Origin of the sequence: Bradyrhizobium sp. HKCCYLRH1034 (genome assembly GCF_051168375.1) — a bacterium.
Classification (GTDB): Bacteria; Pseudomonadota; Alphaproteobacteria; order Rhizobiales; family Xanthobacteraceae; genus Bradyrhizobium.
This window is the reverse complement of sequence record NZ_JBNPUW010000019.1, coordinates 19703-41413: the sequence shown is the minus strand read 5'-3', so window position 1 is coordinate 41413 and position 21711 is coordinate 19703. Positions and strand designations below refer to the sequence as shown.

General features: G+C 65.4%; 17 protein-coding genes. 12 read left to right on the top strand and 5 right to left on the bottom strand.

Annotated elements, in window-relative coordinates:
- Nucleotides 1–156 precede the first annotated feature (156 nt).
- Nucleotides 157–1059, top strand: coding sequence for a 4-(cytidine 5'-diphospho)-2-C-methyl-D-erythritol kinase (locus ACQR0W_RS31330; protein ID WP_316171366.1), 903 nt, complete (start codon nucleotides 157–159; stop codon nucleotides 1057–1059).
- Between the two features lie 263 nt (nucleotides 1060–1322).
- On the opposite strand, the gene ACQR0W_RS31325 is transcribed toward ACQR0W_RS31330, so the two are convergent.
- Entirely contained in the window at nucleotides 1323–2333 is a 1011-nt protein-coding gene (locus ACQR0W_RS31325; RefSeq protein ID WP_315717243.1) for a polyprenyl synthetase family protein, read from the bottom strand.
- Nucleotides 2334–2486: 153 nt separating this feature from the next.
- Between ACQR0W_RS31325 and ACQR0W_RS31320 the strand changes: the two genes are divergently transcribed.
- From ACQR0W_RS31320 to ACQR0W_RS31285, 8 genes are all read left to right on the top strand, one after another.
- Nucleotides 2487–2714 carry a DUF2007 domain-containing protein gene (locus ACQR0W_RS31320; protein ID WP_006613556.1) on the top strand — a complete coding sequence of 76 codons (228 nt, stop codon included), beginning with the start codon at nucleotides 2487–2489 and terminating at the stop codon, nucleotides 2712–2714.
- Nucleotides 2707–3471, top strand: a complete 765-nt coding sequence (locus ACQR0W_RS31315) for a tRNA1(Val) (adenine(37)-N6)-methyltransferase (RefSeq protein ID WP_315750427.1) — start codon at nucleotides 2707–2709, stop codon at nucleotides 3469–3471. The genes ACQR0W_RS31320 and ACQR0W_RS31315 overlap by 8 nt, the downstream gene beginning before the upstream one ends.
- A gap of 242 nt (nucleotides 3472–3713) precedes the next feature.
- Nucleotides 3714–4616: a S49 family peptidase gene (locus ACQR0W_RS31310; protein WP_315717239.1), complete on the top strand. Its 903-nt coding sequence runs from the start codon at nucleotides 3714–3716 to the stop codon at nucleotides 4614–4616.
- 105 nt (nucleotides 4617–4721) lie between these two features.
- A complete protein-coding gene (locus ACQR0W_RS31305) occupies nucleotides 4722–4913 on the top strand; it encodes a hypothetical protein (protein WP_315717238.1) in 192 nt (63 codons plus the stop codon).
- A gap of 128 nt (nucleotides 4914–5041) precedes the next feature.
- Nucleotides 5042–5989 carry a glycine--tRNA ligase subunit alpha gene (locus ACQR0W_RS31300; RefSeq protein WP_315810692.1) on the top strand — a complete coding sequence of 316 codons (948 nt, stop codon included), beginning with the start codon at nucleotides 5042–5044 and terminating at the stop codon, nucleotides 5987–5989.
- Between the two features lie 286 nt (nucleotides 5990–6275).
- The gene (locus ACQR0W_RS31295) at nucleotides 6276–6707 is read left to right on the top strand and encodes an endonuclease domain-containing protein (RefSeq protein WP_316171367.1); all 432 of its coding nucleotides are present in this window, start codon (nucleotides 6276–6278) and stop codon (nucleotides 6705–6707) included.
- A 3-nt stretch (nucleotides 6708–6710) separates the two neighbouring features.
- Nucleotides 6711–9029 carry a glycine--tRNA ligase subunit beta gene (glyS, locus tag ACQR0W_RS31290; protein WP_316171368.1) on the top strand — a complete coding sequence of 773 codons (2319 nt, stop codon included), beginning with the start codon at nucleotides 6711–6713 and terminating at the stop codon, nucleotides 9027–9029.
- A 2-nt stretch (nucleotides 9030–9031) separates the two neighbouring features.
- Nucleotides 9032–9625, top strand: coding sequence for a class I SAM-dependent methyltransferase (locus tag ACQR0W_RS31285; protein ID WP_315826961.1), 594 nt, complete (start codon nucleotides 9032–9034; stop codon nucleotides 9623–9625).
- A 164-nt stretch (nucleotides 9626–9789) separates the two neighbouring features.
- Here ACQR0W_RS31285 and ACQR0W_RS31280 read toward each other — a convergent pair whose 3' ends face one another.
- Nucleotides 9790–10143, bottom strand: a complete 354-nt coding sequence (locus ACQR0W_RS31280; protein WP_315717233.1) for a DUF1236 domain-containing protein — start codon at nucleotides 10141–10143, stop codon at nucleotides 9790–9792.
- 248 nt (nucleotides 10144–10391) lie between these two features.
- Between ACQR0W_RS31280 and ACQR0W_RS31275 the strand changes: the two genes are divergently transcribed.
- The 3 genes from ACQR0W_RS31275 to ACQR0W_RS31265 all read left to right on the top strand — a co-directional run bounded on the left by ACQR0W_RS31275 (nucleotide 10392) and on the right by ACQR0W_RS31265 (nucleotide 15537).
- Nucleotides 10392–10547 (top strand): DUF3096 domain-containing protein, encoded by a 156-nt coding sequence (locus ACQR0W_RS31275; RefSeq protein WP_012042558.1) that lies wholly within the window; start codon nucleotides 10392–10394, stop codon nucleotides 10545–10547.
- A 106-nt stretch (nucleotides 10548–10653) separates the two neighbouring features.
- On the top strand, nucleotides 10654–13617 hold the full coding sequence (gene ppdK, locus ACQR0W_RS31270; protein WP_315826960.1) for a pyruvate, phosphate dikinase: 2964 nt from the start codon (nucleotides 10654–10656) through the stop codon (nucleotides 13615–13617).
- Between the two features lie 438 nt (nucleotides 13618–14055).
- Entirely contained in the window at nucleotides 14056–15537 is a 1482-nt protein-coding gene (locus tag ACQR0W_RS31265) for a cell wall hydrolase (protein ID WP_315826959.1), read from the top strand.
- 4 nt (nucleotides 15538–15541) lie between these two features.
- On the opposite strand, the gene ACQR0W_RS31260 is transcribed toward ACQR0W_RS31265, so the two are convergent.
- The 3 genes from ACQR0W_RS31260 to ACQR0W_RS31250 form a co-directional block, all read right to left on the bottom strand.
- Entirely contained in the window at nucleotides 15542–17887 is a 2346-nt protein-coding gene (locus ACQR0W_RS31260; RefSeq protein WP_315827128.1) for an ABC transporter substrate-binding protein, read from the bottom strand.
- Between the two features lie 152 nt (nucleotides 17888–18039).
- Nucleotides 18040–18933 carry a hypothetical protein gene (locus tag ACQR0W_RS31255; RefSeq protein WP_315826958.1) on the bottom strand — a complete coding sequence of 298 codons (894 nt, stop codon included), beginning with the start codon at nucleotides 18931–18933 and terminating at the stop codon, nucleotides 18040–18042.
- Between the two features lie 832 nt (nucleotides 18934–19765).
- Nucleotides 19766–21364: an L-aspartate oxidase gene (locus ACQR0W_RS31250; protein ID WP_315826957.1), complete on the bottom strand. Its 1599-nt coding sequence runs from the start codon at nucleotides 21362–21364 to the stop codon at nucleotides 19766–19768.
- Nucleotides 21365–21711 lie beyond the last annotated feature (347 nt).

Genomic DNA, 21711 nt, shown 5'->3' with positions numbered 1-21711 from the left:
CTGATCACGAGGTGAGAGCCATCACGGGCTCCTCGGCTTGCCGGGGAGCCCGGATGATTTTGATGAAGCGTGTGGCGGTGCCGGCCACGTTCGTTTCGGCCGCTGGCCGAGCGCGATACCGGATCCGCCACCGAACATGCTGGGGGCATTGCGCCGATGTTGGCGTCCACGGTCACCGGTGCGCTGCAGGAGCAGGGGCGCGCCAAGGTCAATCTGACCCTGCGGGTCGTCGGCCGCAGGGTCGACGGCTACCATGATCTCGAAAGCGTCGTTGCTTTCGCCGACTGCGCGGACCAGCTTACGCTGGTGCCGGGCCCGGAGCTGAGGCTGACGACAACCGGGCCGCTCGCGGAGGCCTGCGGCGAGACCACGGACAATCTGGTGCTGAAGGCGGCGCGGCTGCTTGCGGAGGCCGTTCCGGGCCTGAAGCTTGGCGCCTTCACGCTGGAGAAGGTGCTGCCGGTCGCCGCCGGCATCGGCGGCGGCTCGGCCGATGCCGCAGCGGTGCTGCGGCTGCTGGCGAAGCTGAATGGCCTGTCGCTGGACGACCCGCGCCTCACTGCGGTAGCCTTGAAGACCGGCGCCGACGTGCCGGTTTGCGTGCCCTCGCGCGCCTGCACCATGACCGGCGTCGGCGAGAACCTGCAGCCGCTCGCGCTTCCCGTCCTGCCCTGCGTGATGATCAATCCGCGCGTGCCGGTGGCGACCAAGGACGTGTTCCAGGCGCTCGGCCTCAAGCCGGGCGATCTGCTGGTCGGCGTGACGGATGTTCTCACGGCGCCGTCCTGGCCGAAGGCCGGTGCCACCATCGCCCATTGGGGCGCCGCGCTCGACCAGGTGAAGAACGATCTCGAGCCGCCAGCCTTGAAGGTGCAGCCGATCATCGGCACCGTGCTCGACGCTCTCCGTGCGAGCTCAGGCGTGCTGCTGGCACGCATGTCCGGCTCTGGCGCCACATGCTTTGCGATCTACGGCAGCGAGGTCGAGGCGAAGGCCGCCGGCGCAGAGATCGCCGTCGCGCACCCCGAATGGTGGGTGCATGCGGGGACGTTGAGTTAGTCGTAATTACTTACTAGCGGCGAGCGGCTTCCCGATACAGCGCCCTCTTCCCTTGTGGGAGAGGGCATCGCCGGCTCATCCACGTACTGGGTTGGGTGAGGGGCATCTGTCCGCGGACGCCGCGCTTGCTGAGGCATACCCCTCACCCAAGCGAGCTTGTTGCTCTGTCCTGCATGCCCTCTCCCACAAGGGGCGAGGGCGCATTAACGCACACCGCCTGCGCCGGGGCATGACATCACGAAGGGCAGGCCCAGGTTCGCCAACTAATGCGACCTGGCCAAACAGAACGCCACCACCTGCTCGAGCGCGGTCTTCATCGGTGACGCCGGAAACAGCGCCAGCGCGTCGACGGCCATGGCGCCGTAGTGATGCGCGCGGCTGATCGTGTCCTCCAAGGCGCGATGCTTGTTCATCAGCCCGATCGCATGGTCGAGATCGTGATCGCTGATCTCGCCGCGCTCCAGCGCCTTGATCCAGAAGGCACGCTCGCTGTCGCTGCCGCGGCGGAACGCCAGCACCACCGGCAGCGTGATCTTGCCCTCGCGGAAATCGTCGCCGACATTCTTTCCGAGCTTGGCGGCCTTGCCGCCATAGTCGAGCACGTCGTCGACGAGCTGGAAGGCGATGCCGAGATTCATGCCGAAGGACCGCGAGGCGGTCTGCTCGGCCTTGGGCCGATCGGCGAGCACCGGCCCGACCTCGCAGGCCGCGGCGAACAGCTCGGCGGTCTTGCCGCGGATCACGGCGAGATATTCGTCCTCGGTGGTTGCAGTGTTCTTGGCGGCGGCAAGCTGCATCACCTCGCCCTCGGCAATCGTGGCGGCGGCGGCCGAGAGAATGTCGAGCGCACGCAGCGAGCCGACCTCGACCATCATGCGGAACGCCTGGCCGAGCAGGAAGTCACCGACCAGCACGCTGGCCTCGTTGCCCCACAGCATGCGCGCCGACAATTTGCCGCGGCGCATTTCGCTCTCGTCAACCACGTCGTCATGGAGCAGCGTCGCCGTGTGCATGAACTCGACGGCCGCGGCCAGCTTGACGTGACCGTCGCCGGTGTAGTCGGTGAGATGCGCCATCGCCAGCGTCAGCATCGGCCGCAACCGCTTGCCGCCGGAGGAGATCAGGTGGTTTGCGACCTCCGGGATCATCGTGACGTCCGAGCCGGTGCGCGACAAAATCGTAGCGTTGACCCGTTCCATGTCGGCTGCGACCAGCGCGACCAGCCCATCGATGGAGGCTCCCGATGGACTCTCGAAAGGTACGATAACCGCCACTCTGGTCTCCGATTTTGCTATGCTCGAAACGACAATAGAAACTGCGGCCGCAGGCGGCAAGGGCAGACACGGAACCTTGACCCAAGCCTGGTTGACCGAAGCCCTTCTTGACCCAAGCCCTTCTTGACCCAAGCCCGCATGGAGACATAACGATTGAAGGAATTGGTTCGGACCAATGATATCGTGCTGGTTTCGGCGATCGGGGCGCTGCTCGATGGCGCCGACATCCATCACCTCGTCCTCGATCAGAACATGAGCATCATCGAGGGCTCGCTCGGCATCCTGCCGCGCCGGATCCTCGTGCATGAGGACGACAATCTCCAGGCCCGGCGGCTTCTCACCGACGCCGGGCTGGCGCATGAGCTGCGCCCTGATGAGTGACGCTGTCGACATCTCCGAGGACGCCGTGCTCGGCGGCCAATTGCGGCTGCGGCAGCCCACGACGGGCCATCGCGCCGGCCACGACGCAATCCTGCTGGCGGCGGCGACGGCCGCGCGTTCGGGCGAGCGGGTGGTCGATCTCGGTGCCGGCGTGGGGACGGCCGGGCTGGCCTTGGCCCGGCGCGTGGGCGGTCTCGGCTTGACGCTGGTCGAGCGCGAGCCGGATCTGGCGCGCCTCGCGCGCGACAACGCACGCGCCAATGCCTTGCCCGCGGAGGTCGTGGTGCTGGACGTCGCCGCGGACGCGGCTGCTTTCGCGGCCGCAGGGCTCGGGCCCGACAGTGTCGACGTCGTGCTGATGAATCCGCCGTTCCACGATGCCGCGCGTCACCGTGCCTCGCCCGACGCCGCGCGCGCGACCGCGCACATGGCAACGGCGACGACGTTGGAGATCTGGACGCATGCCGCGCGGCGGATGCTGAAATCCGGTGGCGTGCTGACCTTGATCTGGCGGGCCGATGGTTTGAGCGGGGTTGTCGCGGCGCTGGCGCGCGGCTTCGGCAGTCTTGCCGTTCAACCGGTTCACGGCCAAGCGGGCAAGCCGGCGATCCGTATCCTGGTCAGGGCCGTTAAGGGAGGGCGGGCGCCGACCCAGCTTCTCGCCGGAGTGGTGCTGAATGAGGCGGCAGGCGTGCCGAATGACGAGGCCGTGCGGGTGCTGTCGGGGCAGGGGGCGCTGGCCTTGAGCACCCCCTGAACGGTTGGTCGTGGTCGGGCGTTATTGCGTCTGAGCTTCGGACTGGCGTTCGGTTACCGTCGTGAACCGGATCGCAGTCAATAGAGTACCGATCAGCAGCATCAACAGGTAGACCTTCATGGATTCCTCCGCCGCACTCTGCACCTTGGCTCGCCGTGCGATTGCCCAGGAGATTGCAAGGCTCGTTCCAGCCCTTTGAATGGCAGCGGCGCGATAAAAAGTGGTTAATCCGAGGTAACAGGATGGTGGACAATTTGACACAACCCAGCGATGCAGCCGGGCTCTTCGATCGGCTGAAGGCGCTGCTTCCGGCGCGGCTGCGCGGCGTACCGGTGGTACCGGTCGTCCGCCTGTCCGGCGTGATCGGCGCGGTGACGCCGCTGCGGCCGGGCCTGACGCTTGCGGGCGTCGCCAAGGTGCTGGAGCGCGCCTTCTCCATGCGCAACGCCAAGGCGGTGGCGCTGGTGATCAATTCGCCCGGCGGCTCGCCGGTGCAGTCGCGCCAGATCTACTTGCGCATCCGTCAGCTCGCGGCGGAGAAGAAGCTGCCGGTGCTCGTGTTCGTCGAGGATGTCGCGGCCTCCGGCGGCTACATGATCGCCTGCGCCGGCGACGAGATCTTCTGCGATCCGTCCTCGATCCTCGGTTCGATCGGCGTGGTCGGCGGCTCGTTCGGGCTGCAGGACCTGATCAAGAAGATCGGCATCGAGCGCCGGCTGTATACGGCCGGCGAGCACAAGGCGATGCTCGATCCGTTCCTGCCGGAGAATCCCGACGACGTGGCGCGGCTGAAGAAGATCCAGCGCGAGATCCACGCGCTGTTCATCTCGCTGGTCAAGGAGAGCCGCGCGACCCGGCTGAAGGGCGCCGACGATGTGCTGTTCACCGGCGAGTACTGGGCCGGCGACAGCGCCGTCACGCTGGGGCTGGCGGACGCCATCGGCGACCTCCGCGCCGTCCTGCGCACCCGCTTCGGCGACAAGGTTGCAACGCCTGTCGTGGCGCCGGCGTCCGGCCTGTTGTCGGGTCTGCTCGGCCGCCGCGCCGCGGGCGCCGGCAGCCTGGGATTCGGCTGGACGGGGTTGGCCGAGGAGGTGATCTCCGCGGCCGAAACCCGGGCGATCTGGGCCCGCTTTGGGTTCTAGACTGGGGGCGCGCCATTTCGCCCCTCGCAATCCGGATTGCGGGGGGAACCGGGATCGGCGACAATGGGATTCGGGGTGGCTCTGTTCATGAACGAGGATCGACCAATGCCGCCGTTCGTTGCTTTCGCGGGTATGCTGGGCGGGCTTGCCGTGGTTCGCTGGGCCTACAAGGCTGCGCAGAAGATCAACCGCGAGCTCGAAGAGGCGCGGCTGTCGCGCGTCGCCGAGGCCGCACAGGCCGCCGAGATCAAGACTCTGCGCCGCGATCCCGTCACCGGCGCCTACCGGCCGGGCTGACGCGAGCCGCTGATCTTCGAACGACGGCACGTCGCCGCCGTTCGGAGATCCTATTGCCTTGATTCCTGATGTCCCCGCCGATACGGTCCGCGCGCTTTTCCGACGCCTGCGAAAGACCGATACCGACGATGGACTCGCTGCCTCCGCACATGCGCCCCGAACGTTCGTTCCAGGGCTTCATCCTGGCCCTGCAACGGTTCTGGGCCGAGCAGGGCTGCGTGATCCTGCAGCCCTACGACATGGAGATGGGGGCAGGCACCTTCCACCCGGCGACGACCTTGCGCGCGCTCGGGCCGAAACCGTGGAATGCCGCCTACGTGCAGCCGTCGCGGCGGCCGAAGGACGGCCGCTACGGCGAGAACCCCAACCGGATGCAGCACTACTACCAGTTCCAGGTGATCATGAAGCCATCGCCGCCGAACCTTCAGGAGCTGTACCTGAAGTCGCTCGGCGCGATCGGCATCGACGCCGCCGTGCACGACATCCGTTTCGTCGAGGACGACTGGGAGAGCCCGACGCTGGGCGCGTGGGGGCTCGGCTGGGAGTGCTGGTGCGACGGCATGGAGGTGTCGCAGTTCACGTATTTCCAGCAGGTCGCGGGCTTCGAATGCGCGCCGGTCGCGGGCGAGCTCACCTACGGCCTCGAGCGCCTGGCGATGTACGTCCAGGGCGTCGACCGCGTCTATGACCTCAACTTCAACGGCCGCGACGGCGACGCCAAGGTCACCTATGGCGACGTCTTCCTGCAGGCCGAGCAGGAATATTCGCGGCACAATTTCGAGCATGCCGACACCGACATGCTGTTCGAGCAGTTCAAGATGGCCGAGGGCGCCTGCCGCAAATATCTCGCCGCCGGCTGGCAAGAAAATGCAAAGCTGGGCAATCGCCGGGAACATCAGATGGCGCTGCCGGCCTACGACCAGTGCATCAAGGCCAGCCACGTCTTCAACCTGCTCGACGCGCGCGGCGTCATCTCGGTCACCGAGCGCCAGAGCTACATCCTGCGCGTCCGCGAGCTCGCCAAGGCCTGCGGCGAGGCCTGGCTGCATACGGAAGCGGGCGGGGCGGGAGTTTGAGTCAATATCGACGCGGGAAGTGACTCTTCACCCTCCCCTGGAGGGGGAGGGTCGGCACGCGATCGAGCGAAGCGAGATGCGTGCCGGGGTGGGGTGATCTCTCGGCTCGGGCACTGTTGATGATGGATAGACTGTCACCCCACCCCGATTGCTCATGCATTCGCATGAGCAATCGACCCTCCCCCTCCAGGGGAGGGTGGCACTGCGCTGGTGGGTGGAAGATGTGATCAACCCTCACTTGGTGGAGGATTGATCGCAGGCGAGCGGAGTGGGGTGAAGGTGCCAGATGGGCAAACGGCCGATCAGCGACTTCAAACGCCGAACCGCGAAACGGCTGCGCGAAAACATGACGGCGGCCGAAGACATTCTGTGGCGTCACCTGCGGCGCCTCGAGATCGAAGGGACCCATTTCAGACGACAGGTCGTCATCGGTCCCTACGTTGCAGATTTTGCCTGCCTGGCCCGTCGCCTCATCATCGAGGTGGACGGCTCGCAGCACGGAGAGGATGCGAACATCCAGCGCGACCAGGCCCGGACGCGCTGGCTCAACTCGGAAGGCTATCGCGTTTTGCGATTTTGGAACAACGACGTTATGACCAGGACTGAGGCGGTGCTCGAAGCCATTCACACGGAGATCGCGGTCACCCCACCCCGCCTGCCCTTGGCAGGCGACCCTCCCCCTCCAGGGGAGGGTGGTTCTTCGTGCAGAGAGACTTGAGATATGCCTGATCTTCTCCTCGAACTGTTCTCCGAAGAAATCCCCGCGCGCATGCAGGCCAAGGCGGCCGACGATCTGCGCCGCATGGTGACCGACAAGCTCGTCGCCGAGGGCCTCGTCTATGAGGGGGCCAAGGCGTTCGCGACGCCGCGGCGGCTGGCGCTGACCGTGCACGGCATCCCGGCGCGGCAGGCTGATCTCAAGGAGGAGCGCAAGGGCCCGCGCGTCGGCGGCGCCGATGCCGCGATCCAAGGCTTCCTCAAGGCCACCGGCCTGTCCTCGATCGAGGAGGCCACGATCCAGCGCGATCCGAAGAAGGGCGACTACTACGTCGCGCTGATCGAGAAGCCCGGCCGCGCCACGCTCGACGTGCTCGCCGAGATGCTGCCGGTGATCGTCAGGACCTTCCCCTGGCCGAAATCGATGCGCTGGGGCAAGCGCTCGGAAAAGCCGGGCGCGCTGAACTGGGTGCGCCCGCTGCACGCGATCACGGCGACCTTCGGCCTGGAAACCGAGGAGCCCGATGTCGTCAGCTTCGCCGTCGACGGTATCGAGGCGGGCCAGACAACATTCGGCCACCGCTTCATGTCGCCGTCGCCGATTTCGGTGCGCCGCTTCGAGGACTATGAGGCCAAGCTGCTCGATGCCAAGGTCGTGCTCGATCCTGACCGGCGCAAGGACACCATCGTTACCGACGCCAAGCAGCTTGCGTTTGCGCAAGGCTATGAGCTGGTCGAGGACCCCGTGCTGCTCGACGAGGTAGCAGGCCTGGTCGAATGGCCGGTCGTGCTGATGGGCTCGTTCGATCCGGACTACCTCAAGGTGCCCGGCGAGGTGATCCGCGCCACCATCCGCAACAACCAGAAATGCTTCGTGGTGCGCGATCCCAAGACGGGCGGGCTGGCGCCGAAATTCATCCTGACCGCCAACATCGAGGCCACTGACGGCGGCAAGACGATCATTGCCGGCAACGAGCGCGTCATCCGCGCGCGGCTGTCGGACGCGAAGTTCTTCTACGAGACGGACCTGAAGACGAAGCTCGAGGACCGGCTGCCGAAGTTCGAGCAGATCGTGTTCCACGAGAAGCTCGGCACCCAGGCAGAGCGCATCGAACGCATCGAGAAGCTCGCCGCCGAGATCGCGCCGCTGGTCGGCGCCGATGCTGCGAAGACTGCGCGCGCCGCCAAGCTCGCCAAGGCCGACCTGCTCACCGAGGTCGTCGGTGAGTTCCCGGAAGTGCAGGGCCTGATGGGCAAGTACTACGCGCTGGCCCAGGGCGAGGATGCGTCCGTCGCGGCGGCGTGCGAGGAGCACTACAAGCCGCAGGGGCCGGGTGATCGCGTGCCGACCGACCCGGTATCGGTGGCCGTGGCGCTCGCCGACAAGCTCGACACCCTGGTCGGGTTCTGGGCGATCAAAGAAAAGCCGACGGGATCGAAGGATCCGTATGCGCTGCGTCGCGCGGCTTTAGGTGTGATCCGGATCATCTTGGAAAATAATCTCCGACTTCACCTCGCTAGTATCTGCGGGCCTTGGTTTTTCCAACTGGCTACGGCAATTCGCGCGCGCGAAGTGGGGAACGAAGTGAAGCAGGTGGAGAGTAGTGAGAAGCCTGGGTTCACTACGTTTGTTGTGCGGGTGGATGCGCAAACGTTTGGTAGACGCAGCGTCCCAGTGGCAGTTGTCGATCTCATCTCATTCTTCGCCGACCGTCTGAAAGTGCAACTTCGTGAGCAAGGCGCCCGGCACGATCTTGTCGATGCCGTTTTCGCGACATCACCTTCCCCTTGGTGGCGGTCGGATGCCGTGAGAAGTGGTGCAGCCAAACTCGATCTCATCGAAGCAGCCGGCAGCCAGGAGGCCCTGGATCGTGAGCCTCCGCCGGAAGAGGAGATGAAGGATGACCTGCTGATGGTCGTGCGCCGCGTCGAGGCGCTCGGAAAATTCCTCGAGACGGACGACGGCAAGAACCTGCTCGCCGGCACCAAGCGCGCGTCCAACATCCTCGCCATCGAGGAGAAGAAGGACAAGCGCAAGTTCGACGGAGCGCCCGATGCCGCGCTCTACAAGCTCGACGAGGAGAAGGCGCTGGCGAAGGCGATCGGCGAGGTCGCTGCGGAAGCGGGTGCAGCCGTCGCCAAGGAGGATTTCGCCGCAGCGATGCGCGCGATGGCGAAGCTGCGGCCGGCGGTCGATGCGTTCTTCGACAAGGTCAAGGTCAATGACGACGACGCCAAGAGCCGCGAAAACCGGCTGAAGCTCCTGAACGAAATCCGCAGCGCCACGCGCGCCGTTGCCGACTTCTCCAAGATCGAGGGCTGAGGATGGATCGTGTGACGCTCGCCGCCTATGATCATGGGGCGGCGGCGTTTGCCGCCGACTGGCACGCGCAGCCGGCACCGGCCGATCTGCACGACATCATCCTCCGCTTCTTCATCGCCGGTGGCCGCACCGCGGACATCGGTTGCGGCAGCGGCCGCGAGGTCGGCTGGCTGAATGCCAACGGGTATCCTGCGGAAGGTTTCGACGCGTCGGAGGGACTGTTGGCTGAAGCGCGCACGCGCTATCCGAACGCGTCGTTCACGCGTGCCGAACTGCCCGCTCTCGCCAACATCGCAGATGCAAGCTTCGACAACGTGCTGTGCGAGACCGTGCTGATGCATCTCGATCGCAGCGACGTGGTGCCGTCGGTGCGGCGGATGCGCGCGATCACGAAGCCCGGTGGCGTCCTGTATCTGAGCTGGCGGGTGACGGAGCAGGCCGATCAGCGTGATGCCCACGGCCGGCTCTATGCGGTGGTCGACATCGCAACCATCCGCGCACTCTTTGAAGCTGATACGAGCCTGCTCGACGAGGATGTGGTCAGCGCCTCCTCGGGCAAGGTCATCCATCGCCTGGTGGTGAAGACGGCTGCCTGAACGTCACCGCGCCCTGGCTCACAGCAGGCGTCGTCGGTCGCCTTGGATCGCGTCGCTTGCGATGACGGCGAAAAAAGTAAGCCCCACCCGGCGGGGGGAACCGGGCAGGGCCTTTTACATCTGGCCGCTTGCGGGGGCGTTGGCGACCAAATGCAGCTCTATAACTACTCAACAACCTGAATGATCCGCCGGGATCGCGGTTCGACCAGAACAGTTTCGCCGTTGACTACGGTGTAACGGTAAGGGGTCGCACCGAAGCGCTGCGGGACGTCGTAATATGTAACACCGGACTCTGGCAGCACGGTGCCAACAACGACGCGATCGGGGATCACATAGTTGGGAACACGCTCGCGGACGACATATTCGCGAAACTCCGGCCGTCGCTCGACCGTGATCACTGGAGCGTCCTCCTCAACCACGACGCTGCGGCCGACGCCCGTGGTGTAGGATTGCGCCTGTGCGGCCGCCGGAATCACGAGTGCGGCCACGAGGGCAGCAAGGGTGAGATGGGTTCGCATGGACGGGACTCCTGAGCTGTTGATCGCTGAGAGAGACCGGCGCGCGCCGGCATCTGCTCCCAATGCCGGCAACAGGTCATCGTTCCGCGCAACGCCATGTGGAACCGGCGGCATTTTTGCGGCAGATCCAGCGGTGGGGGAACCGGAACTCGTGCCGTGCGTCTCCTATTCCGCCACGATGGGCCAGGATAAAGTCCGGCCAAATCGAATCGCCCCAGCCTCGTCCTTCAATCATTCAGAGCTCGTCGATGACCCTGACCGTTGCCCATATCTCGCCGATCATGTCCGTGATCGCCGGCGTCCTGATCCTGATCATGCCGCGCCTCTTGAACCTGATCGTCGCGATCTTCCTCATCCTGAACGGCCTGATCGGCATGGGCCTGCTGAAGTGGCTCCACTTCTAGTCCCAGGTTCTAGTCCCAAGGTCGGGAACCCCCGAGCTTGCGCCGCAGCGCCCAAAGTGGTGTAAGGCGCGCGATTTCTCCTCCCATTTGCGGATCGAAGCACCTCATGGCCAAAGCGGTAGCGAAGTCTAAGAAAGTTACAGCGAAATCAAAGCCTTCCAAGCCCGGCAAGGCCAAGACCGCAGCACTCGCTCCACCGCGCAAGGCGCTCAAGACGGCGTCGAAGCCCGTGGCCAAGGCCCCGGCCAAGGTCGCGCCCAGGTCTGCACCGAAAGCGCCAGTGAAAACCGCTCCGAAGAAGCCGGCCAAAACGGCTGCCAAGCCGGTCGCCAAGGCCGCGAAGGCGTCGGCCGCCAAGGCCCCGGCCAAGAGCGCGGTCACCGCGATCAAGCCGAACAAGTGGGTCTACACCTTCGGTGACGGCAAGGCCGAAGGTAAGGCCGGCCTGCGCGACCTGCTCGGCGGCAAGGGCGCCAATCTGGCCGAGATGGCCAATCTCGGCCTGCCGGTGCCTCCGGGCTTCACCATCCCGACCTCGGTCTGCACCTACTTCTACGCCAACGACAAGACCTACCCGAAGGAGCTGCAGTCGCAGGTCGACAAGGCGCTCGACTACATCGGCAAATTGACCGGCAAGAAATTCGGCGATCCGGAGAACCCGCTGCTGGTCTCGGTGCGCTCCGGCGCCCGCGCCTCGATGCCGGGCATGATGGACACCGTGCTCAATCTCGGCCTCAACGACCAGACGGTGGAAGCGCTGGCACAGCTGTCCGGCGACCGCCGCTTCGCCTTCGACAGCTATCGCCGTTTCATCACGATGTATTCGGATGTCGTGCTCGGCTTCGAGCACCATCATTTCGAGGACATCCTCGACAGCTTCAAGGACACCCAGGGCTATCAGCTCGACACCGACCTCTCCTCCGAGGATTGGGAGATGCTGGTCGGCAAGTACAAGGACGCCGTCGCCCACGAGACCGGCAAGGACTTCCCGCAGGACCCGCACGACCAGCTGTGGGGTGCCATCGGCGCGGTGTTCTCATCCTGGATGAACGCGCGCGCGGTGACCTATCGCAAGCTGCACGACATCCCGGAATCCTGGGGCACCGCCGTCAACGTCCAGGCCATGGTGTTCGGCAACATGGGCGACACCTCGGCCACCGGCGTCGCCTTCACCCGCAATCCCTCGACCGGCGAGAGCAAGCTCTACGGCGAGTTCCTGATCAACGCGCAGGGCGAGGACGTCGTCGCCGGCATCCGCACCCCGCAGGACATCACCGAGGACGCCCGCGTCGAGTCCGGCTCCGACAAGCCGTCGATGGAAGTCGCGATGCCCGACGCGTTCAAGGAGCTGACGCGGATCTACACGCTGCTCGAGAAGCACTACCGTGACATGCAGGACATGGAGTTCACGGTCGAGCGCGGCAAGCTGTGGATGCTGCAGACCCGCAGCGGCAAGCGCACCGCCAAGGCGGCGCTGCGCATCGCGGTCGAACTCGCCAATGAGGGCCTGATTTCGGAGAACGACGCCGTGCTTCGCGTCGACCCGGCCTCGCTCGATCAGCTCCTGCACCCGACCATCGATCCCGCCGCCAAGCGCGACGTGGTCGCGACCGGCCTGCCGGCCTCGCCCGGTGCGGCATCGGGCGAGATCGTGTTCTCCTCGGACGAGGCCACCAAGCTGCAGGCCGACGGTCGCAAGGTCATCCTGGTCCGTATCGAGACTTCGCCGGAGGACATCCACGGCATGCATGCTGCCGAGGGCATCCTGACCACGCGCGGCGGCATGACCTCGCACGCCGCCGTCGTCGCGCGCGGCATGGGCAAGCCCTGCGTCTCCGGCTGCGGCACCATCCGCGTCGACTACGGCCGCGGCACGATGAGCATCGGCGGGCGCACCTTCAAGACCGGCGACGTGATCACCATCGACGGCTCGGTCGGCCAGGTGCTCGCGGGCCGCATGCCGATGATCGAGCCGGAGCTGTCCGGCGAGTTCGGCACCCTGATGGGCTGGGCGGACGCCGTGCGTGAGACCGGCGTGCGCGTCAACGCCGACACGCCGGAGGATGCGCGCACCGCCATCAAGTTCGGCGCCGAGGGCATCGGCCTGTGCCGCACCGAGCACATGTTCTTCGAGGAGACCCGCATCCGCACTGTGCGCGAGATGATTCTCTCCGAGGATGAGCAGGAGCGTCGCGCCGCGCTCGCCAAGCTCTTGCCGATGCAGCGCGCCGACTTCGTCGAGCTGTTCGAGATCATGAAGGGGCTTCCCGTCACGATCCGTCTGCTCGATCCGCCGCTGCACGAGTTCCTGCCGCACACCCAGGCCGAGGTCGAGGAAGTCGCGCGCGCGATGAACACCGATCCGCGCCGCCTGGCCGATCGCGCCCGCGAGCTGTCGGAGTTCAACCCGATGCTCGGCTTCCGCGGCTGCCGTCTGGCGATCGCCTATCCGGAGATCGCCGAGATGCAGGCGCGCGCGATCTTCGAGGCCGCGGTCGAGGCCGAGAAGCGCACCGGCGAGGCCGTCGGCCTCGAGGTGATGGTGCCGCTGATCGCGACCAAGGCCGAGTTCGACCTGGTCAAGGCGCGCATCGACGCGATGGCGCAGGCCGTGATCCGCGAGACCGGCGCCAAGCTGGAGTATCAGGTCGGCACCATGATCGAGCTGCCGCGCGCAGCCCTGATGGCCGGCCAGATCGCCGAGGCCGCCGAGTTCTTCTCGTTCGGCACCAACGACCTGACGCAGACGACCTACGGCATCAGCCGCGACGACGCCGGCAGCTTCCTCGGCGCCTACGTCGCCAAGGGCATCCTCGAGATCGATCCGTTCATCTCGATCGACCGCGAGGGCGTCGGCGAGCTGGTCAAGATCGGCGTCGAGCGCGGCCGCGCCACGCGACCCAACCTCAAGGTCGGCATCTGCGGCGAGCATGGCGGCGATCCCGCCTCGGTGGCGTTCTGCCACAAGGTCGGCATGAACTACGTGTCGTGCTCGCCCTACCGCGTGCCGATCGCCCGCCTGGCCGCTGCGCAGTCCGCGCTCGGCAAGGAGATCGCGAGCCAGGCCTGATCCTGCTGCGATCGATCTGATCTGACGAAGGCCGGCACATGTTGCCGGCCTTTTTCATTGGTGAGGGTTCGTCGCGATGCTGCGCGCACGTGACGCAAGGTGCACTTCTTCTCCACCACTGCCGCCATGCCGGGGGCGCTCCGGAATGACGAGTGGAGAGAGCGAACGTCGCAGGCCGATGGAACACTCCGCCTCATGATGTGCAGATGATTTTCATTCACCGCATCTGTTGACTGAATGTTCACCCGTTCTCGTCGGTGCGCCGTTTACCAAGCATCTCGATCGCTCGGCGCTCTGCAACTTCCCCGCTTGCCTGTTTCACAATTGCAACGCGGATTAACTCCTCGGCAACCTAAACCCGATACGAAGAGAGAAGATCGAATTGCACGGAAGCACTGTCGTTCGGTCGATCCAGTAAGCGTTGCGTTGAGCGTATCGATGTTAGTTCTGCGTCCCGATCCGAAGGGCGCGCGATTTGCGTCCTTCGGACTCGGTCTCTGCGTCTTCGCTCTGATGCCGACAGAGACCGGGTATCAAGACATCGCTTCTCTGCTCGCCCGCCAGCCGGGCGTCGCCGAACGCTGGCAGAAGCGTGTGTTCTCGGCTGCGGCCTCCATTCAGCTCGCCACCTATAGTTTCGGTCGTCCGATCGGAACCTCGGCGCCGCAGGCGGTGAGCATCCGCCTCGCAAGCCTCGATGGGCGCGATCTCGACATCACCGGATCGACGCCGCGCAATCCGGCGCTGCAGGTTCCGCCGCGCTATCAGGCCTCCGACTTTCCCAAGGTCGATCGCACGCTGAAGGGCGATCGTCTCGTCGTGCGTCCCCCGACGCCGTCGGCGCAGCCGACCGAATCGGCCGCGCCCGTCGAGCCCGCGCCCTCCGAGCCCGCACCCACGCCATCGACACAACCGGATTCGAATTCCTCGGTGTTCGGCGCCAAGACGACGGAAGCGCCGGCGCAGGCGCCACTCCCGCAGCGTTCTGCACTCGATCCCGAATTGCAGGAGGCGCTGAGCGCGCCGCCGCTCGTGCAGTACGACGCGGCGAAGTCCGAGATCCAGCCATCGGGCGAACTGAAGCCTGCAGCCGACCAAATTCTGGCAGATGGCGCCGTCAGCTATGACGGCCTCAACATCAAGACGTCCAACCTCTATTTCGGCACGTCGTCGCTGGGCGGTGCCGCCGGCACCATGGAGACATGGCTGCCGGGCGAGGCGCCGCTGATCGTGATGCCGGATCCGGACCTCAAGCCGATGGCGGTGCTGTCATCGCCGGCGGACGATGCGGCCAAGGCCGGCAATGGCGGCGAGAGCATCGCGCCGAAAGGCGAGGTCAACGCCGACAATCAGCGCGACAGGACTCCGGCCGAACGGTTGGGGCTCACGGACGAGAAGGCGCGCTTCAAGTCCGAGAAGTGCCTTGCCGAAGCGATCTATTTCGAATCCCGCGGCGAGGCGGTGCGCGGCCAGATGGCCGTGGCGCAGGTCGTGCTGAACCGAGCGTTCTCCGGCTATTATCCGACGACGGTGTGCGGCGTCGTCTACCAGAACAAATACCGCCACTTCGCCTGCCAGTTCACCTTCGCCTGCGACAACAATCCGGATGTGATCCGCGAGCCCGAGATGTGGGATCGTGCCAGGAAGATCGCGAAGGCCATGCTGGACGGGCTGATCTGGCTGCCGGAAGTCGGCAAGTCGACCCACTATCATGCCTATTGGGTGCGGCCGTCCTGGGTCGCCGAGATGAAGCGCATGTACAAGTTCGGCGTTCACACCTTCTATCGGCCGAAGAAGTGGGGCGACGGCAGCGACGCGCCGAGCTGGGGCACGCCGCAGCAGACCGCGGCCATTTCGGCCGAGCTCACCGAGGCCGCCAAGAGCGAGGCCGAGAGCAATCCGAACTGGACGCGGCGCTAATCATCTAGCGACGCGTCGCATTCCACTCGAGAAAGCGGCGATACAACTCGGTCTGGCGCGCCTGGTCCGGCGGCGTTGCGGCCGCCGGCTTTGCCGTGACAGGAATGCGCGGGGACGGTGCGGCGGCCGCGACCGGCTTCGACGGTTTAACGGTGGCCGTAGTGGCGGCCGGAATCCGTGTCGTCCCATCGAGCCATTCCTGCGCGGCCCGGAACCTGGTCCAGCCGGCGACCGGCGCGCGCGGCGCCATCTCCTGCCATTTCGGATGGAAGGGAGGCCGCTGCAGCTGCGACATGCGCGAGAACAGCGACTCGACCAGCAGCGACAGCCGGCGATCGCGGTCGCTTCCCGGCTGCCAATTATACGACGCCAGGATTGCCTCTGCTGCGATCGTTTCCACCGACTCGGAATTGGAGATCAGGTTGGGGTAGTCGTCCGCGGTGAGCTTGGATGGAAGGTAATCCTCGCGCAAGGTCTTGTCGTAGCCGACCGGGACGAGATGCAGATTGGCATCCGTGATCTGGCTGAGCCAGGGCACCGGCTTGCCGTCGACCGCAATCATCGCGTCGATCTCCCCCTTGCGCAACATTTCGAGCGCGATGCGCGGCTCGATATAGAGCAGATGCGGCTTGATCGCGAGCCGCTCGAACACGTTGATCGCGGTCACGAAGGTGCTGCCGTCCGGCAGGTCGACCGCAACGGTCTTGCCGTCGAGCTCCCGCATGGTGCGGATCGATCGCGGTGCCAGAACATGCATTTCCTCGTTGAACATCTTGGTGACGTAGACGAGCTGATTGCGGATGTTGCTCGCGAAGTCCTTGCGTTCGAGATAGGACAGCGTGTCCTTGCGCACGATTCCCACGTCGACGCCCTTGAGCATGAGGATGTCGGCCACCGCCTGAACCGAGCCGCTGCCGAGGACCGGCATGACCCGCAGGTTGATGCCGTCATTGAGGACCGAGGCGACGTCGGCGCCCATCTGGGAATAGGTGCTGCCATACGAGCCCGTCATCAGGCTCACCGTATTGGCGTTGAGCTGGCTCGCGAGGTCCCGCTTGGCCGACGCATAGCGGAAGATCGCCTTGAAGGAATCGCTGACCGCACCCGGGTCGATTCCGCTGCGCACCGGCCCGAACCGTTCCCAATGGCCATCGACGAAACGCTTCATCTGCATCTGCTCGATCGGCGCGTGGTCGCTGGCGCTGGTATTGGCGACGATCCCGGGAATCAACATGGGAATTGGCGTCCCCTTCAAGGAACGCGCCTGCCTCATGATGTTGTCGCGGGAGAAGTCGTCGCCGCAATTGCGCAGGACCGCAACCATCAGGTTGGCAAGAGCGTAGCCCACGATTCCCAAGCTGTTGTTCTTGCTGATTGCAGGCGCGTAGCGATCCATGAACGCGGACCACTCGGCGAAGCCGGGATCGCCGCCCTGCACACCGCCCTCGTACAGGATGGTGGCGGAAAGCAGTCCTTCCGCGTTCTGCAGGCCTGCAGGCTGCAGCACGGTGGCAACCGAATCCGAAACCGTGGGGATGATGTGCTCGGGTCTCCAGCCGAGCTCGGCGAGGCGGCGGATCGCGAGCACCGTGAATTTCGGGGTGCTGACGTCGACCAGGATGTTGGCTCCGGCGGTCTTCAGCTTCGCGATCTGCTGATTGATGTCGGCATCGGTGACCGCGTAAGCCGCTTCCGCGACGATCGGCAGCTTGCCGCCGAGCCCGTCCTTCAAACCCTTCAGATAGTCCTTGCCGAACTCGTCGTCTTGATAAAGCACACCGATGCGCGCGCCACCGGCATGTTGCTCGAGCAGATATTGCGCGTGAATATGAGCTTCAATCTGGTAGCTGGGTTGCGCTCCCATGGTCCAAGGATAGTCGCGAGGCTGATCCCAGATCGAGGCGCCGGAGCCGACGAACAATTGCGGTATCCTGTTCGCGTTGAGATAAGGCCGCACCGCCGCGCTGGTCGCTGTTCCAACGCTCGCAAAGATGACGTCGACCTTGTCTTCCTCCACCAGCCGTCGTGTCAGCTCCATCGTCTTCTGCGGATTATAGCCGTCGTCATAGGAGATGTAGGTGATCTTGCGGCCCCTGATCCCGCCCTCGTCATTCACCTTCTGGAAATAGGCGGAGATGACCTTGCTCACGCTGCCGTAGGCGGCCGCCGGCCCGCTGTAGGGCGTCGTATTGCCGATCCGGATCTCGCCCTCGGCAGCACGCGCCAGGCCTGGCACGGCGGCAAGCACGAGGAGCAACGCCACGGTCGGAGAACCCGGCGCGCCAAGCAGCCAAGGACCACGGGGCGCCGACGACAAGGCCGATTGCAACAGACGATCAAACATTCCCATCATGGACCTCATCACGCAACACAACACTTTGCGGGGACGCGCGTCGCCCGCACGACACCATCGACCAGGATCCGGCGGTCCGCGCCCCGCCGCAATTCCTGCGCAGCGACCGGCGTGAGACCGCGCTGGATCACCCGGTTTCGAAGCCCGGGTCACTCGAGCCGCCGTCGAGCCTCGAGTGACCCGAGTTCGGCGGCTCTCGCGTACCAGGCGCGGGCCTTGGCCGGATCGGGCGCGACGCCAACGGCTTTCAGGTTGGACAAGATCGCGGGGTCATAGGTGCCGGCCAGCGTCAGTGATGCTTCGGCGTCCGCTTCCGCGACATGCGCCAGGATCAGGCGGGCACTCGCAACGTCGCCCGCGCCGATGAGATCGCGTCCGCGCTTCAGCATTTCGCTGATCTCGTTCTTGGTCAGCGCAGACGCGGCCGCCGGTGCAGGGCTCCTGGTCGCGATGGTCCGAGATGCTTTCGGCGGAATTGACTGCGGGGTCTCGCCTCCGCCCGGAGCCGGCTTGACGATCGGGACCGACGCCAAGATCGAATCGGCCCGTCCGATCGTGTGCGCCGCGGCGTCCAGCGATGCTTGGCCGTCATCGGATTTCGATTTCCCCGCTGTCCCGAGGTTTCGGGGAGACGATGAAGCGGTCGCTTCAGACTTCGTAACTGTTTCAATGTCCGGAGCCTGCATGATGCGCACCGCAAAGAACGCGAGGCACGCAAGCGCGGCCGCTGCGGCACCGAACCGGAAAACAGAATCGAATTCGAGCCGTTCGGGCGGAGGTGGAGGCATCACGACGGGATCGAGTGAAGGGATCTGCCAGGATCGGTCCGCTTCTGCTGGCGCCATTGGCATCGGCGCATCGTCAACCGCTGAAGCGGTTTGCCACCACGGCCGGGAGAGATCGGTGGCCGCATCCTCATCAGGCTCAGACGTCGCATGCGCGAGGCTGTTGGACAAAGCGGCAGGCTTTGCCGGGCGCCAACGTTCGCTCTGCGCATCACCCACGGTGATCCGCGATCCGCTACTCCGCAATAAGGAACTCATCCTCAACTACTCCTGCGGACACGCGCCATCGCGTCGCCCCGCAACACTCCCTGGACCGTTTGGCGCCTTTCTGCTCGGCGTCTCGGCTTCCAAACCGGCGGCGAGACCGATGACCGAATCTATGGCCATGCCAAGCGGTGAATCGGCGATCTGGCAGCCGTGAATTCCCATTTCCTCGTCAGCAGGACGGACAAAACGCGCGCTACTACTTGAGCACCGCTAAATTTCGACCATCTCTTTTTCTTATTTGTACAGGTTCCGCGGTTCTTTTGCCGAAATCATGGCGAACCTGTCCAGCCATTTAGTTGGTGCTGGTAAATGCCGTCGGCGCCGGGGCGCACGAGATAGTGCGGCGGCGTCTGGCCGAGAACGATCTGAAGCCATGGCGCAGGAGCATGTGGCGTATCCCCACAGATCGATGCGAATTAGTCGCGCGCGTAGAGGATGTGCTCGATCCGTGCGGCGAGTCGCAGCTGCATCGACGAAAGGCCTCGTCCAACTCATTGGCGAGGGCCGCTCAGATCGTGCGCGTGATGACTACGAGCACCAGCGCAACGGTACGGCCGATTTGTTCGTCCAGCGCCCGCGGATCAATGGATGCACGCGGCCGACACGGCACGCACTAATTACATCGTGCCTGCCCCCAAATACCGGCGAGGCAGCAAATAAAACGAGTCGTAATATCTGTATTGGGCGACGATGGCTGCTTCGTCATGAGCACCGTCATTCCGGGACAAGGCCGCAGGCCCTGAACCCGGAATGACGGTGGTCACGAATGACGGTGAAAACGCGACTGCCGAGCTCCGTCGTGACGCAGTCGGATCAGCTCTTGCTACGCGCTCAACGGCCGCGACTGCCGCGCCGTCGGCCGTGCCGCGAGCTCGTCGGCGATCTCGCGGGCAGCGGCCAATGTGGTCATCGTCCGCTGCGCGAAACTCGGATTCTCCGCGGGGCAGTCGGCGCGGCAATGCGCGCCGCGGCTCTCGCGCCGGCTCCAGGCCGCGGTGGCGATCAGCAGCGCGGCGCTCGCCATGTTGCGCAGCCTCGGGCTGCCGGCGTCGCGCTCCATCCTGGCAATCGCGGCGATGGCCTCGGCGAGCCGCTCCTCGTCGCGGATGACACCGAGCTGGCTCGTCATCATCTCGCGCAGCGACACCTGCGCTGCGCCCGCGCAGGATCCGGCCGGATCGGCGAATGCAACGTGCTGCAGGGTGGAGGACGCGGTCAACGTCCGGCCGGAGATGTCGTCGGCAATCCGCCGGGCGAACACCAGCGCCGCGAGCAGCGCGTTGCCGGCGATGTGGTTGGCACCATCCGTTGCCGTCGCGGCGACTTCACCTGCCGCCCAAAGCCCCTCGATCGAGCTGCGGCCCTGCGCGTCGACCGCGATCCCGCCCATGTGGAAATGCGCCGCCGGCGCCACTGGAATCGGCTGGCGGGTCGGATCGAGCCCCGCGGCGACGCAGGCCCGGTGCAGCATCGGATAGCGCTCGGCGACGTCGTCATCGAGCACGTCGCGCGCATCGAGAAAAGCGCCGCGTCCAGCGATGATCTCGGCCATGACGCCGCGGGCCACCGTGTCGCGCGGGGCAAGATCGACCAGCGGATGGCGCGGCAGCATGAAACGCTGGCCGCGCCGGTTGATCAGGATCGCGCCGGCGCCGCGCAGACTCTCGCTCACAACCGGCGCCGGATCGTGACCGGCCATCATCGCGGTCGGATGAAACTGCACGAACTCCGGATCGGCAATCACCGCGCCAGCGCGGGCGGCGATGGCGAGGCCGATGCCGGTGGCGTGCGGCGGATTCGTGGTCGCCGCGAACAGCCGGCCGATGCCGCCGGTGGCCAGCACGATTGCCGGCGCCGCGATCAGCATCGGCGCGGCTGCGTCGTCATCGGTCGGCCGCAGTTGCAGGCCACGCACCGCGCCGTCTTCCGTCAGCAGCGCGTCGGCGACATGGCCCTCGATGATGCGGATCGAGGGCGTCGCGCGCACGGCTTGCGACAGCGCGGTGATGATCGCCTGTCCGGTGAAGTCCCCGCGAACGCTGAGAATCCGTCGCGCGGCGTGCGCAGCCGCACGAGACGTCGCGAGCCTGCCGCCGTGATCACGATCGAATGCCACGCCGAGACGGACCAGGTCCTCGATTGCAGCCGAGGCATCGCGCGCGAGCGCCAGCGCCGCCGTCGCGTCGACCAGGCCGCCACCCGCAGCGATCATGTCGGCGGCATGGGTATCGGGGCTGTCGCCGGATGACACCGCTGCGGCGATGTCGGCCTGCATCGTCGTGCCGAACGAGGCCTCACCCAATGAGGTCGCGGAGATCAACGTGACCGGCTGCGGGGCGAGCTTCAGCGCGCAGAACAGTCCGGCAACTCCGGCACCGACGATCACGACGTGGCCGGATGTCTCGATCTGATCGTGGTCCATGTGCTGTCCAAATTCCACATTCCGTGCGCATGTGTACCGCGGTACCTGTTAGTTCTTCTTCAGAGACTTCCTTCGCTGTTTATCGGTGTTTGGCGACAAATAGCGGCCGTTCTGAAGGTCGCTCCCGCACAGGATGAATCGTCGTTTGCGACTCGCGCATCAGGACGTTTTCGCGCGGGGACAAAGACGCATGAGCGAGTTCCGCTGCCGGAACTCGCTTCGGATGACACCTGCTCATGGCTGGCCGCCGCATCGAAATTTTTCATGACTGGGTTCCGCTTTTGAGCTTGGGAGTTCAATGCAAATGCATTAACCGGAGAGGCGCGGCGGACAGCGACCGCGGCAGG